Origin of the sequence: Microbacterium sp. F2E, from assembly GCF_020905435.1 — a bacterium.
In the GTDB taxonomy this organism is placed as follows: Bacteria; Actinomycetota; Actinomycetes; order Actinomycetales; family Microbacteriaceae; genus Microbacterium; species Microbacterium lacticum.
This window is the reverse complement of sequence record NZ_JAJJIB010000008.1, coordinates 82,871-96,758: the sequence shown is the minus strand read 5'-3', so window position 1 is coordinate 96,758 and position 13,888 is coordinate 82,871. Positions and strand designations below refer to the sequence as shown.

Below are 13,888 nucleotides of genomic sequence, written 5' to 3'. Positions count from 1 at the left end.
TGATTCTAGGGAGTGGATGCCGAAGGCCCGGGGAGCGGCTCACCGCACGCGCGACCTCGGTGTGCGGTTCGCTCGACTGGGCCACGCGTTCAGCCGAGCGTCGCGAGCCACTCCTCAGCCTGCTGCTCCCACGGACCGTACCGTTCGGGGTGCGCCGAGATCTGCACGGCCTGCGCGGCGGCGCCGAAGTCCATCGCCTCCCAGCCCGGCACGTCCAGGAGGCCCCGCGTGGCCGTGCCGTTGGGGTCGTCCGGGCCGCCGAAGAAGGCGGCCGCCGCCCGGTACGGGTCGCGCACCTCGTCTTCGGTGCCCCACCCCGTGCTCGGGCGCTGCTGGAACAGCCCGAGCGAGTCGCGGTCGCCCCAGTCGATGTTCCGCAGCCACGACTCGACCATGCCCGTCGCCAGCGCGATCGCGATGCCGCGTTCGGACACGCCGCGGCTGCGGCCCACCTCGATGATGATGCGGGCGTTCTCGATCTGCTCGGCGTCGAGCACGACGGGAGCGGCCGCGGCGGGTGGTGTCGCGGGCGCGGGCGCGGGGGCAGGAGCGGGGGATGCCTCGGCGGGCGCCGGCGCCGCGGGTGCGGCCGCGGCGGGCTGCGCTCCGCCGGCGCCCGGGATCAGCAGGGTCTGTCCGGGGTAGATGATCGAGCCGCGCTCCAGACCGTTGGCCTCGAGCAGCGCGGCGAGGCCGACGCCGGCGTCCTGCGCGATCGCCCACAGGGTGTCGCCGCCGGTGACCGTGTGGGATGCGACGGCGGTCGCGGGGGCGGCGGGTGCGGCCTCGGCGGCCGGCGCGGGCGTGACGTTCGCGCCGCCCGCGGGTGGCGCGAGCCTGAGGCGCTGGCCGGGGTGGATGATGCTCGACCAGTCGAGCCCGTTCCACGCGAGCACGTCGGCGGTGGCGAGGCCCCAGCGCGCGGCGATGTCGCTGACCGTGTCGCCGGGGACGACGGTCACCTCCGCCGGCGCGGTCTCCAGGGCGCGCAGCGTCGCCATCGGCGGCGGCACCGTGACAGCCAGGCGGAGGCCCGGGTGTGCCGCGGACGGAGTGTGCGCGGTGGCCAGAGCCTGTGCGGCGGCGGGCGTGGCGGTGAACGCCAGCGACACCGAACCGACCAGGGCGGTCGTGGTGGTGACGCCATGGCGGATGCGTGCGGATGTCGGTCGCAAGAATCTCCCCCTTCTTTCGACCCGGCCACCGTGTCACGGAACGGCATTCATGTCAACGGGTGTATAGAGACGTGATCGAAGTGACTCGTGTGACGAGAGTTCATCTCGGCGCCCGCGCGCGGGGCGAGGAGACGGTGCGATAGTGGAGGGGTGACCGAAGAATCCGTCCCCGTCGTCGAGACCGCCTGGCTCACCCTGCCCGACCTGGTCGAGGTGCTCGGCGAACCGCTCGGCCGCATCCGTCGCCTGCTTGATGACCGTCACCTCGTCGGCTCGAAGCGCACCGGAGTGTTCGCGGTGCCCGAGGTGTTCGTCGTCGACGGCGAACCGCTCGGTTCGCTGCGCGGCACCGTGATCGTGCTGCAGGATGCCGGGTTCAGCGACGACGAGCTGATCGACTGGCTGATCACCGAGGAAGACTCCATCGGCGCCGCGCCGATCGACGCGCTCCGCCGCGGCCGCAAGGCCGAGGTGCGCCGCGTCGCGCAGTCTCTCGCCTGACCAGGAGGAGACGCTCAGGCGGCGCGGGCGGTGGCGTCGCGCGAGAGCCGCAGCAGCCCCTGCGTGGCCTCGGTCCCGAGGTCCGCGCCGCGGAGCGCGTCGTCGGCCTCGGCGGCGCTGCGCGAGATGAGCTCCTCGACCCGGTCGAGCGCGCCCGAATCGCGGATCGTCTGCTGCAGAGCGGTGATCTGGGCGTCGTCGAGCGACGGGTCACCGAGCAGCGCGTCGAAGGCCGCGCGCGCCCCGGCATCCAGCGATTCGCGGGTGTAGGCGACGAGCACCGTGCGCTTGCCCTCGCGCAGGTCGTCGCCCGACGGCTTTCCGGTCACGGCGCTGTCGCCGAAGACCCCGAGCACGTCGTCGCGCAGCTGGAAGGCGAGCCCCAGCGGGTGGCCGAAGGCCGAGAGCGCGCGCGTCTGCGCGGCATCCGCGCCCGCCAGCGCCGCGCCGAGCAGGAGGGGATGCTGCACGGAGTACCGCGCGGACTTCAGTGACGCGACCCGGAGCGCCCGCTCGGCGTGCGTGTCGTCGGGCGACGTCACGTAGGCGGCCTCCTCGGCGATGTCGAGGAACTGCCCGACCGTCACCTCGCGACGCATCAGCGCGTAGACCTCGCGCGCGGCCGCGGCGTGCTCGGCGGTGCGCAGGCCCGCCTCGAGCAGATCGTCGCTCCAGGCGACGAGCAGGTCGCCGAGCAGGATCGCGCCCGAGCGGCCGAACGCCGCGGCATCGCCCGCCCAGCCCGCCGCGCGGTGCGCGGCCTCGAGGGCGCGGTGCGCGGCGGGCCGCCCGCGGCGGGTGTCCGAGTTGTCGATGAGGTCGTCGTGCACGAGCGCCGCCGCGTGGAAGATCTCGAGCGCGGCCGCGGCGGCGATGACGTCGTCGCCGGGCACGGCGGGGGAGTCATCGGTCGAGCGCGTCTCGGCGACGGCCTGCCATCCGGCCAGGCAGAACCGCGCCCGCAGACGCTTCCCGCCGGTCAGCGCATCGGCGCCGGCACGCACGAAACCGGCCGCTTCCGCTCCCTCGGACGCCCACGTCGCGCTCTGGTCTGTCACGAAGCTAGCCAGTCGCTGGGAAACTGCCTCGATCGGGTCGTCGGAAGCCTGCACAGGCCTAGCCTAGTTCTCGGGTGCACGCGTAGAATCGTGGGTAACGGGACCCGCCCGCTACACCCGTCAGGGGGACGCATGCCGCTGTCAGAACAGGAGCAGCGCCTGCTCGACGAGATGGAACGCCATCTCATGAACAAGGACGCCGACGTCGTCAGCGCGCCTCGTGACGGGCAGACGCTCAGCTACCGCAACATCGTGTACGGCACGGTCCTCGTGCTCGTGGGCCTCGGCGGTCTGATCGTCGGTGTCTCGAGCGGGCTCATCGTCGTGGGCGTGCTCGCCTTCGTCGCCATGGTCGGCGGCGTCGTGCTCGCCGCGACCCCCGCCCGTCGCAGCGCGGGAGCGACGGATGCCGCGCACGCCGGGCGCACGCCGTCTGCCGGCGCCAAGAAGCAGACCGGCCCGTCGTCGTCGTTCATGGACCGCATGAACGATCGATGGGACAAGCGGCAGGGCGAGCGCTGATCGCGCGCACCTGACCGCACGCCGTCGGCACGGCGGCTCACACAGAAGCACCGACCTTCGGGTCGGTGTTTTTTTGCGTGCTGGGCGAGGATTCGCGCAGAAACGCATAGTGAAGTGGAGGGAAGTGGAGTAAAGTGGTGCGAACCTGAGGCGGGCCGGAGCGAAGGGGGGTGGTCGTGGATGCTGCTGGGCACCTACACCCCCAAGCTCGACGACAAGGGACGCGTGATCCTGCCGGCCAAGTTCCGCACCGATCTCGGTGACGGCGTGGTCGTCACCCGCGGTCAGGAGCGCTGCCTCTACGTCTTCAGCACGAAGGAGTTCGAGCGGGTCTACGAGAAGATCCGCGAGGCGCCGCTGACCAACAAGCAGGCGCGCGACTTCCAGCGCATGTTCCTCTCCGGCGCGAGCGACGAGAAGCCCGACAGCCAGAGCCGCATCACCCTGCCGCCGCACCTGCGCGCCTACGCGAACCTCGGGCGCGAGCTCGTGGTGACCGGTGTCGGCGCGCACGCCGAGATCTGGGACGCAGAGGCGTGGAACGCCTACGCCGACAGCAACGAGGACAGCTACTCGGACATGGAGCAGGAGGTGATCCCGGGCCTCTTCTGACCCGTGACCGTGACTCCCAGCCGCACGCCCTGACACACTTCCCCGGTGCCAGGTCAGGCGGATGGGGATCAGGGCCACGGGTCACGGCCCCCGCATCATGAGCCACTCCGACATCCACACCCCGGTGATGCTCGAGCGCTGCGTCGAGCTGCTCGCCCCCGCGCTCGCGCAGCCGGGCGCGGTGCTCGTCGATGCCACCGAAGGCATGGGCGGGCACTCCGAGGCGCTCCTCGAGCGCTTCCCCGACATCCGGCTCATCGGCCTCGATCGCGACACCGACGCGCTCCGCATCGCGGGGGAGCGTCTGGCGCGCTTCGGCGACCGGGTCACGCTCGTGCACACCGTGTACGACGGGATCGCGGACGCCGTGGCATCCGCCGGCGTCTCGCGCATCGACGGCGTGCTGTTCGATCTCGGCGTCTCGTCGCTGCAGCTCGACGAGGCGGCGCGCGGCTTCGCGTACGCGCAGGACGCGCCGCTCGACATGCGGATGGACCAGACCGCGGGCACGACCGCCGCCGACATCGTCGCGACCTACGGCGAGGGGGACCTGCGCCGCATCTTCGAGCGCTACGGCGAGGAGAAGCTCGCCGGCCGCTACGCCCGCGCGATCATCGCCGCCCGCGCGGACGCGCCGATCGAGCGCACCGGACGGCTCGTCGACATCCTGATCGCCGCGACCCCCGCCGCCGTGCAGCGCGAGGGGCGCGGCCACCCCGCGAAGCGGGTGTTCCAGGCGCTGCGCATCGAGGTCAACGCCGAGCTGGCCGTGCTCGACCGGGCGATCCCCGCCTCGATGGACCTGCTCCGGGTCGGCGGACGGGTCGTCGTGATGAGCTACCAGTCACTCGAGGACCGTCTCGTCAAGCGGGTGTTCGCGGATGCCTCGTCCTCCACCGCCCCGTCGGGGCTGCCCGTGGAGCTGCCCGAGCACGCGCCGCGCTTCCGCCTGCTCGTCAAAGGCGCCGAGCTCGCCTCCGACGAGGAGAAGGAGCGCAATCCGCGAGCCACCCCGGTGCGCCTGCGCGCCGCCGAACGTGTGAGGGAGGCGGCATGAGCGCGCCCGCAGAGTTCGACCTGCTGACCGATCACCTCGGCGCGTCCGCGCCGCGGACGCCCGAGCGGGAGCGGCGCCTCCAGGCGCTCGAACGCCCCGAATCGCATCGTCGTCCACGACGCCCGCGGATGCTCTACGGGGTCGTCGCCGTCGCCGGCGCGGTGCTGATCGGCGCCGCGCAGATGGGGCTGTCGATCCTCACGACGCAGGCGTCGTACCAGCTCTCCGAACTGACCTCGCAGCAGCGCACGCTCGACTACCAGAAGCAGATGCTCACCGACTCGCTCGCCGGCCTCAGCTCACCGCAGTACTTGGCGGCCAACGCATCGGCGCTCGGCATGGTCACCGGTCAGGCGCCCACCTTCCTGCGGTTGAGCGACGCGACGATCATCGGCACCGCCGCCGGAGCGAACGGGGCGAGCTCGGTCAACGCCCTCAGCCAGGCGGCGGTGGCGAACGCGCTCGTCGCCGGCGTGCCCCTCGTGTCCGATCCGGCGGCGAGCATCGGCGCGGGAAAGAGCGTCGCCGACGAGGCGATCGCCGCCTCGGCCGCCGATACATCGACACCCCCCGCCATCGCCGACGGTCTGCCGACCCCCGCCACACACTGAGATCATGACGACCCGCGCCACTCGCAGCCCCCGCCGTCGCTCCGTCGTCGCACTCGCCATCGTGCTGGTGGTCCTCGCCGCCTTCGTCGTGCGTCTCGTCGACATCCAGGTCGTGAACGCCAACGACCACATCAACGACGCGCAGTCGCTCGCGACCGGCGCGAAGCAGACCCTCTACGGCGCCCGCGGCGAGATCGTGGACACGAACGGCACGGTGCTGGCCACGAGCACGCTGCTCTACGACGTGCAGATCGACCCCATGCTCGCCGTGCAGGGGATCGCGAAGACCGATGCCGACGGCAACGTCGTCAAGGGCGCCGACGGCGAACCGGAGATGATCGGCTGGCCCGACCTCGCCGCGCGCATCGCGGCCGTCACCGGCCAGTCGGCCGCCGACGTGCAGAAGGTCGCCGACGACGCCGTCGCGGAGAACCCCGAGTCGCGGTTCGCCTACGTGAAGCAGTACGTGTCGACGGAGGAGTACCGGGCACTGGCGGACCTCACGCTGCCGTTCCTGTCGTTCCCCCAGCATCCGTCGCGCACCTACCCCGACGGTGCGGTCGCCGGCAACATCCTCGGCTTCGTCGGGTCGGACGGCACTCCCCTCGAGGGCCTTGAAGACCTGCAGAACCAGTGCCTCGCCGCCACCGACGGCACCCGCACCTATCAGAGCGGTGCGGACGGGGTCATCATCCCCGGCACCGAGGTCGAGACCCCCGCCGTCAACGGCGGCACGCTGAAGCTCACGATCGACACCGACCTGCAGTGGTACCTGCAGCAGCTGATCGCCGAGGAGACCGCCCATTATCAGGCCGACTGGGGCGGGATCATGGTGATGGAGGTGAAGACGGGCAAGATCCGCGCGATCGCGGAGACCCCCACCGTCGACCCGAACGACCCCGGCGCCTCGGCCCCCGATGACCGCGGATCGCGCCTGCTGCGCGTCGCGTACGAGCCCGGATCGACGTTCAAGCCGGTGACCGCCGCGACCGCGATCGAGCAGGCCGGCCTCACCCCGACCTCGACGGTCGAGGTGCCCGACCGGATCGAGTTCCCCAACGGGGCCGTCGTCAACGACTCGGAGAGCCACCCGACCGAGAACCTGACCCTCACCGGGGGTCTCGTCGAATCGTCCAACGTCGCGATGAGCCAGTTCGGCACGCTCGTGCCCGCCGATGTGCGTCAGGACTATCTGCAGCGGTTCGGAGTGGGCGGCGGCGACGCCCTGAACTGGTCGGGATCGCCGACGGCCGGATTCTCGTCCGACTCGAAGGACTGGGACAACCAGACCTACTACACGACCACGTTCGGTCAGGCGTTCACGGTGACCCCGACCCAGGTCGTCAGCGTCTTCCAGACGATCGCGAACGGCGGCGTGCGGCTGCCGGCCAGCCTCGTCGAATCCTGCACCGAGCCCGACGGCACGGTCGTGACTCCCGACGAGCCCGACCCCGTGCAGGTCATCAAGCCCGACACCGCGGCGCAGGTCTCGCAGATGCTCGAGAACGTCTACGCGCAGGGCACGCTGGCGCAGGACATCAACATCCCCGGCTACCGCCTGGCGGTCAAGACCGGAACGGCGCAGGTGCCCGATGGTGCCGGTGGCTACAAGGACGGGCTGTACATGACCTCGCTCGCCGGGTTCGCCCCCGCCGACGATCCGCAGTACGTTGTTCTGACGCTGTTCGATGAGCCCAAGACCAACCGGATGTCGTCCGCGAACCGGTCCGTCTTCAAGAAGGCCATGATGCAGGTGCTCACCCACTACCGCGTCATGCCGTCGAACTCGGCGACGCCGCTGCTGCCCGTGATGTATTGACGCGCCCCGTGCGCGTGAGGAACCCCCAGCCATGATCCGGATGACCCTCTCACAAATCGCCGACGCCGTCGGCGGAACCCTTCACCTCGCCGGGGGCGATGGGCCCGAGACGGTCGTCAGCGGCGCCGTCGACACCGACTCCCGGGTGATCGGGACGGGCGACATCTTCGTCGCCAAGCCCGGCGAGGCCACCGACGGGCACCGTTTCGTCGGCGCCGCCGCCGAGGCGGGCGCTGCGCTCGCGGTCGTCGAGCACCTCGTCGAGACCCCCGAGGATGCCCCGGTGAGCCAGATCGTCGTCGCAGACGCCGTCGAGGCGCTGGCCGACCTCGCCCGCACCGTCGTCGCGCGCGTGCGCTCCGCCGGGGCGCTCCGGATCGTCGGGATCACCGGCTCGAACGGCAAGACGACGACCAAGAACCTGCTCGCCCGCATCCTGCAGGACGAGGGCGAGACGATCGCCCCGCGCGGCTCCTACAACAACGAGGTCGGCGCCCCGCTGACGATGCTGCGCGCCCTGGAGACCACGCGCTACCTGGTGAGCGAGTTCGGGGCATCCGGCCCGGGGGAGATCGCGCGCCTCGCGGGTCTCGTCACCCCCGACGTCGGCGTCGTGCTCATGGTGGGTCTCGCCCACGCCGGCGGGTTCGGCGGGGTCGAGGCGACGCAGAAGGCGAAGACCGAGCTCGTCGAGGCGATCCGCCCGGGCGGGGTCGCCGTGCTCAACGCCGACGATCCGCGCGTCGCCGCGATGGCGTCGGTCGCCGAGGCGCGAGGCGCCGCCGTGCGCTGGTTCGGCCGCGGACCGAGCGCCGAGATCCGCGCCGAAGACGTCGAGGTCACCGCCTCCGGAACGCGCTGCGTGATCGTCCGCGGGGCGGAACGGATGCCTCTGCACCTGCGCGTGCTCGGCGAGCACCACGTCATGAACGCCCTCGCCGCGATCGCCGCGGCGGGGGAGCTGGGCGTGTCGCTTCCGGACGCCGTGGCGCGCCTGGAGACCGTCGAGATCGCCGAGCGCTGGCGCATGCAGCCGCTCGGGTCGGAGCGCGTGCGGATCATCAACGACGCCTACAACGCGAGCCCCGACTCGATGTCGGCGGCGCTGCGCACCCTCGCGCAGATCACCGAGCCCGGCCAGCGCAAGGTGGCGGTGCTCGGCGCGATGAGCGAACTGGGCGAGTTCGCCGGCGAAGAGCACGACCGCATCGGTCTGCAGGCGGTGCGGCTGCGCATCGAGCGGATCGTCGTGGTCGGCCGCGACGCGCGCAGGCTCTATCTCGCCGCCGTCGGCGAAGGATCGTGGGACGGCGAAGCGGTGTTCTTCGAGACCGCCGACGAGGCGTACGAGTACCTCCTCGGTGAGCTGCGCGACGGCGACCGCGTGCTGGTGAAGTCGTCGAACTCGGCGGGCCTGCGTCATCTGGGCGATCGTCTGGGAGAATCGTTCTCGTGAGATCCCTGCTGACGGCTGCCACGATCTCACTCGCCTTCACCCTCTTCCTCACGCCGCTGTTCATCCGGCTGTTCGAGAAGCTCGGGTGGGGGCAGGTGATCCGCACCCCGGAGAACGCGCACAACCCGAACCATCAGGCCAAGCGCGGCACGCCCACCATGGGCGGCGTGATCTTCATCATCGGGTCGATCGTCGGCTACCTCGTCGGCACGCTCACCGGCGGAGCGCCGCCCTCGATCTCCGGCCTCCTCGTCATCTGGATGATGGTGGGTCTCGGCGCCGTCGGCTTCATCGACGACTACCTGAAGGTGCGCCAGCAGCGGAGCCTCGGTCTGTCCGGATGGCGCAAGGTCGTCGGCCAGGTGCTCGTCGCGGTGCCGTTCGGCATCGTCGCGCTGAACTTCCCCAACCGGGTCGCGCAGACCCCGGCATCCCCGTACATCTCGTTCTTCCGCGACATCCCGATGCTGTCGTTCCTCGCCCTCGGCGCGATCATCGGGTCGATCGCCTACCTCGTGTGGATCTCGTTCCTCTCCGTCGCCTGGTCGAACGCCACGAACCTCACCGACGGTCTCGACGGTCTCGCCACCGGCGCGGGGATCTTCACGATCTCGGCGTACAGCCTGGTGACCTTCTGGCAGTTCCAGCAGCGCTGCACGTCGGAGGCGCTCGTGGCCGCCTACCAGGCGGCCTGTTACGACACCCGCGACCCCATGGACCTCACGATCATCGCGGCGTCGTTCGTCGGCGCGCTCGTCGGCTTCCTGTGGTGGAACGCCCCGAAGGCGAAGATCTTCATGGGCGACGTCGGGTCGATGGCGATCGGTGGCGTCATCGTCGCGATGGCGGTGCTCTCGCGTACCGAGATCCTCTCGGTCATCATCGCCGGCGTCTTCATCATCGGCCCCGGCTCGGTCATCCTGCAGCGCGTGTACTTCAAGGCCACCGGCGGCAAGCGGCTGTTCCTGATGAGTCCGTTCCACCACCACCTCGAGATGCGCGGCTGGCCCGAGATCACGATCGTCGTGCGCATGTGGATCATCGCGGGGATGCTCGCCGTCACCGGCGTCGGGCTCTTCTACGTCGAATGGCTGGCCTCGGTGTGAGCGGCGACGACCGGATGAGCGGCGACGTGCGCGACCTCGACGCCCTGCGCAGCTGGCACGCCGACTGGCGCGGCCTGCGGGTCGCCGTGCTCGGCCTCTCGATGACCGGGTTCTCGGCCGCCGACACGCTCGCCGAGCTCGGCGCCGACGTGCTCGTGGTCACCGAGAAGGCATCCGAAGAATACGCGCGGCTCGTGCCCGTCATCGGTGCGCGGCTGGTCGTCGAGCCGCTGCAGGAGGTGCCCGCCGCCCTCGTCGAGTTCGCCCCCGAGGTGATCGTCGCGTCTCCCGGGTTCGCACCGCACCACCCGCTCATCCGGTGGGCGCAGGCGTCGGGCATCGCCCTGTGGGGCGACGTCGAGCTCGCCTGGCGCGTGCGCGACAAGGTGCTCCGTGCCGACGGCTCGCCCGCCGACTGGGTGCTCATCACGGGAACCAACGGCAAGACGACCACGACGCGCCTCACCGCCTCGATGCTGGTCGCCGGGGGACTGCGCGCCGCACCGGTCGGCAACATCGGCGTGCCGGTGCTCGACGCTGTGCGCGACCCGGCCGGCTTCGACGTGCTCGTCGTCGAGCTCTCCAGCCATCAGCTCTGGTACCTCTCCCTGCAGACCGGCGAGGGCGCGCTCTCGCCGTACGCGAGCGTGTGCCTCAACCTCGCCGACGACCACCTGCAGTGGCACGGCTCGGCACGGGCCTACCGCGACGCGAAGGCCGTCGTCTACCAGAACACGCGGATCGCCTGCGTCTACAACAAGGCCGACGTCGCCACCCGCGAGATGGTCGAAGAGGCGGATGTGGTCGAGGGATGCCGCGCCATCGGCTTCGACCTCGGAGTGCCGGGCCCGAGCGACGTAGGCCTCGTCGACGGCATTCTCGTCGACCGCGCCTTCGTCGAAGACCGGCACCGGAGCGCGCTCGAGCTGACGACGCTCGACGAGCTGGCATCCGTCGGTCTCGCCGCGCCGCACATGGTCGCGAACATCCTCGCCGCCTCCGCGCTGGCCCGCTCGCTCGACGTGTCGCCCGGGGCGATCAGAGACGCCCTCGGGGGCTTCCGTCTCGACCCGCACCGCATCGAGGTCGTCGCCGTCTCATCCGGAGTCACCTGGGTCGACGATTCGAAGGCCACGAACCCGCACGCCGCCGCCTCGTCGCTCGCCGCGTTCCCGGGCGCCGTCTGGGTCGTCGGCGGCGACCTCAAGGGCGTCGACATCTCCGACCTCGTCGCCGCGCGCGGTGCGGGGGTGCGCGCCGCGATCGTGATCGGCGTCGATCGGACGGGCATCGTCGAGGCGTTCGGGCGACACGCGCCTGCCATTCCGCTGTTCGAGGTCGACCACACACAAACTGAAGACGTCATGGCGCAGGTCGTCGAACTGGCGGCGGGAATCGCCCGTGACGGAGACGTGGTCCTCCTCGCTCCGGCCGCGGCATCCTTCGATCAGTTCACGTCCTACTCCGACCGCGGCACCCGCTTCGCGCGGGCCGTGCACGACAGGATCGGCGAGCAGCCCTCGGCCGAATAGACGGAGGACGGAGGTGCCGGTGGCAACGACCACGACCGGGCGCCGTCCGCTGACGACCGCGCCCACGAACACGCGCGAGAACGCGCCGGCGGTGGATGCCTCGGGCGAGACCGGCACCGGATTCGCCGCCCGCGTCTCACTCGGCCGCGTGTTCGCGCCGGTGCCGAGCGAGTTCCTCCTCATCGCCTCCACGGCGCTGATCCTCACCGGCTTCGGTCTCATGATGGTCCTCTCGGCCACCATGGCGACCTCCGTCGCCGCCGGTGACAGCCCGTTCGAGGTCGTCATGAAGCAGGCGGCGTTCGCGATCATCGGCATCCCGCTGATGTTCCTCTGCAGCCGGATGCCGGTGCGCTTCTGGAAGAAGATCGCCTGGCCGGCGCTCATCCTCGCGACGCTCTTCCAGCTCCTCGTCTTCATCCCCGGTCTGGGGGTGACCAACGACGGAAACCAGAACTGGATCCAGATCGCGGGTTTCCAGGCGCAGCCGTCGGAGTTCCTGAAACTCAGCCTCGCGCTGTGGCTCGGCTACGTGCTCTACCGCAAGCAGTCGCTGCTGCGCTCGTGGAAGCACGTGTTCATCCCGGTCGTGCCGGTCGGCGGCCTCGTCATCGGGCTCGTCGCGGTCGGCAGCCACGACCTCGGCACCGGCCTGATCCTCATGGCCATCCTGCTCGGATGCCTCTTCTTCTCCGGTGTGCGCCTGCGCATGTTCCTCGTGCCGCTCCTCCTCGTCATCTTCGCGGCGGTGTACTTCGCCGTGACGAGCCCGAACCGCATGGCGCGCATCATGAGCAGCCTCGTGAACTTCGACTCGACCGCCTGCTACAACGCCGCCGTCGGCGACTGCTACCAGGCGGTGCACGGGGTGTGGGCGCTCGCGAACGGCGGACTGTTCGGCCTGGGGCTCGGCAACTCGCGCGAGAAGTACGGGTGGCTCCCCGCCAAGTCGAACGACTACATCTTCGCCATCCTCGGCGAGGAGCTGGGGCTCATCGGCTGCGCCGTCGTGCTCGTGCTGTTCACCCTCTTCGCGGTCGGCGCGTTCCACATCATCCGCAAGACCCACGACCCGTTCATCCGCATCGTCTCGGGCGGCATCATCGTGTGGATCGTCGGTCAGGCGATCGTGAACATGGGCGTCGTGCTCCGCCTCTTCCCGGTGCTGGGCGTGCCGCTGCCGTTCCTCTCGCAGGGCGGCACGTCGCTCCTCTCGGTGCTCCTCGCCTGCGGCGTGCTGCTCTCGTTCGCCCGCACCCTGCCCCAGCCCCCCGCCGCGGCGCCCGCCGTCGCCGCGCCCGCACGCCGCGTCCGCTGAGCCCGCACGAGTAGGCTCGGCGGGTGACCCCGCACGCTTCGACGACGTACCTCCTGGCCGGCGGCGGCACCGCCGGGCACGTGAACCCGCTCCTCGCCGTGGCCGACGCGCTGCGCGCGCGGGAGCCCGAGGCATCCGTTCTCGTCCTCGGCACGAAGGAGGGGCTCGAGGCGCGCCTCGTCCCCGAGCGCGGCTACGAGCTGCTCATCGTCGACAAGGTGCCCTTCCCGCGACGCCCGAACGCGGCGGCGGTGCGGTTCCCGGTGGCCTGGTCGCGCGCGGTCGCGCAGGTGCGCCGGCACATCCGGGAGCGCGGCGTCGACGTCGTCGTCGGGTTCGGCGGCTACGCCTCGGCGCCCGCCTACGTCGCGGCGCGACGCGAAGGCATCCCGTACGTGGTGCACGAGGCGAACGCGCGGCCGGGCCTCGCGAACGTGCTCGGGGCGCGGCGGGCGGCCGGCACCGGGGTCGTCTTCGAGGGCACGCCGCTGCGCGGTGCGCGCGTGGTCGGCATGCCGCTCCGGCGCGAGATCGTCGACCTCGACCGCGCGGCGCTCCGCGCCGAGGCGGCCGCGGCGTTCGGGCTGGATGCCACGCGGCCGGTGCTCCTCGTCTTCGGCGGGTCGCTCGGGGCGCGGCGTCTCAACGAGACCCTGGCCGAGGCGTGGCCGGAGATCGTCGCCGCGGGGTGGCAGATCCTGCACGCGGCGGGGGAGCGCAACGAGATCGTCGACAGCGCGCACCCCGACTACCGCGTCGTGCCGTACCTCGACCGCATGGACCTGGCGTTCGCCCTCGCCGACGTCGTCGTCGCGCGTTCGGGTGCGGCGACGGTGAGCGAGGTGACCGCGCTCGGCATCCCCGCCGTATACGTGCCCTACGCGGTCGGCAACGGCGAGCAGGCGCTCAACGCGGCCGCGGCGGTGCGCGCGGGCGCGGCCCGACTCATCCCCGACGGGGAGTTCACCCCCGACCGCGCGCGCCAGGAGGTGGTGACGCTGCTGAGCGACCCCGAGGCCCTCGCCGCGATGCGCGCCGCCACCGCGACCGTCGGCACCCGCGCCGGCACCGAGAACGTCGTCGCGATGATCGACGAGGCCCTCGGCCCCTGATGGCTCCGC

13 protein-coding genes are annotated in these 13,888 nt (G+C 71.3%); 11 read left to right on the top strand and 2 right to left on the bottom strand.

Going from position 1 to position 13,888, the window contains the following annotated elements; genetic code table 11:
* Positions 1–89: 89 nt before the first annotated feature.
* Positions 90–1,175 (bottom strand): LysM domain-containing protein, encoded by a 1,086-nt coding sequence (locus tag LOK55_RS08110; RefSeq protein WP_229934965.1) that lies wholly within the window; start codon positions 1,173–1,175, stop codon positions 90–92.
* A 150-nt stretch (positions 1,176–1,325) separates the two neighbouring features.
* On the opposite strand from LOK55_RS08110, the gene LOK55_RS08105 reads away from it, so the two are divergent.
* A complete protein-coding gene (locus LOK55_RS08105; protein WP_196325323.1) occupies positions 1,326–1,676 on the top strand; it encodes an Rv2175c family DNA-binding protein in 351 nt (116 codons plus the stop codon).
* Between the two features lie 14 nt (positions 1,677–1,690).
* Here LOK55_RS08105 and LOK55_RS08100 read toward each other — a convergent pair whose 3' ends face one another.
* Positions 1,691–2,788 (bottom strand): polyprenyl synthetase family protein, encoded by a 1,098-nt coding sequence (locus LOK55_RS08100; RefSeq protein ID WP_141378641.1) that lies wholly within the window; start codon positions 2,786–2,788, stop codon positions 1,691–1,693.
* Between the two features lie 78 nt (positions 2,789–2,866).
* Between LOK55_RS08100 and LOK55_RS08095 the strand changes: the two genes are divergently transcribed.
* The 10 genes from LOK55_RS08095 (at position 2,867) to murG (ending at position 13,879) form a co-directional block, all read left to right on the top strand.
* Positions 2,867–3,256, top strand: a complete 390-nt coding sequence (locus LOK55_RS08095; protein ID WP_141378643.1) for a DUF3040 domain-containing protein — start codon at positions 2,867–2,869, stop codon at positions 3,254–3,256.
* Positions 3,257–3,436: 180 nt separating this feature from the next.
* A complete protein-coding gene (gene mraZ / locus LOK55_RS08090; protein ID WP_196324890.1) occupies positions 3,437–3,868 on the top strand; it encodes a division/cell wall cluster transcriptional repressor MraZ in 432 nt (143 codons plus the stop codon).
* Positions 3,869–3,965: 97 nt separating this feature from the next.
* Positions 3,966–4,925: a 16S rRNA (cytosine(1402)-N(4))-methyltransferase RsmH gene (gene rsmH / locus LOK55_RS08085; protein ID WP_229934964.1), complete on the top strand. Its 960-nt coding sequence runs from the start codon at positions 3,966–3,968 to the stop codon at positions 4,923–4,925.
* Positions 4,922–5,536: a hypothetical protein gene (locus LOK55_RS08080; RefSeq protein ID WP_229934963.1), complete on the top strand. Its 615-nt coding sequence runs from the start codon at positions 4,922–4,924 to the stop codon at positions 5,534–5,536. The genes rsmH and LOK55_RS08080 overlap by 4 nt, the downstream gene beginning before the upstream one ends.
* A gap of 4 nt (positions 5,537–5,540) precedes the next feature.
* Entirely contained in the window at positions 5,541–7,355 is a 1,815-nt protein-coding gene (locus LOK55_RS08075; protein ID WP_229934962.1) for a penicillin-binding protein 2, read from the top strand.
* 31 nt (positions 7,356–7,386) lie between these two features.
* Entirely contained in the window at positions 7,387–8,811 is a 1,425-nt protein-coding gene (gene murF, locus LOK55_RS08070; protein WP_229934961.1) for a UDP-N-acetylmuramoyl-tripeptide--D-alanyl-D-alanine ligase, read from the top strand.
* Positions 8,808–9,917: a phospho-N-acetylmuramoyl-pentapeptide-transferase gene (gene mraY / locus LOK55_RS08065; protein WP_229934960.1), complete on the top strand. Its 1,110-nt coding sequence runs from the start codon at positions 8,808–8,810 to the stop codon at positions 9,915–9,917. The genes murF and mraY overlap by 4 nt, the downstream gene beginning before the upstream one ends.
* Positions 9,899–11,449: a UDP-N-acetylmuramoyl-L-alanine--D-glutamate ligase gene (murD, locus tag LOK55_RS08060; RefSeq protein ID WP_374107636.1), complete on the top strand. Its 1,551-nt coding sequence runs from the start codon at positions 9,899–9,901 to the stop codon at positions 11,447–11,449. Before mraY ends, murD begins: the two co-directional genes overlap by 19 nt.
* Positions 11,450–11,468: 19 nt before the next feature.
* A complete protein-coding gene (ftsW, locus tag LOK55_RS08055; protein ID WP_374107635.1) occupies positions 11,469–12,767 on the top strand; it encodes a putative lipid II flippase FtsW in 1,299 nt (432 codons plus the stop codon).
* 23 nt (positions 12,768–12,790) lie between these two features.
* Positions 12,791–13,879: an undecaprenyldiphospho-muramoylpentapeptide beta-N-acetylglucosaminyltransferase gene (gene murG, locus LOK55_RS08050; RefSeq protein WP_141378659.1), complete on the top strand. Its 1,089-nt coding sequence runs from the start codon at positions 12,791–12,793 to the stop codon at positions 13,877–13,879.
* Positions 13,880–13,888 lie beyond the last annotated feature (9 nt).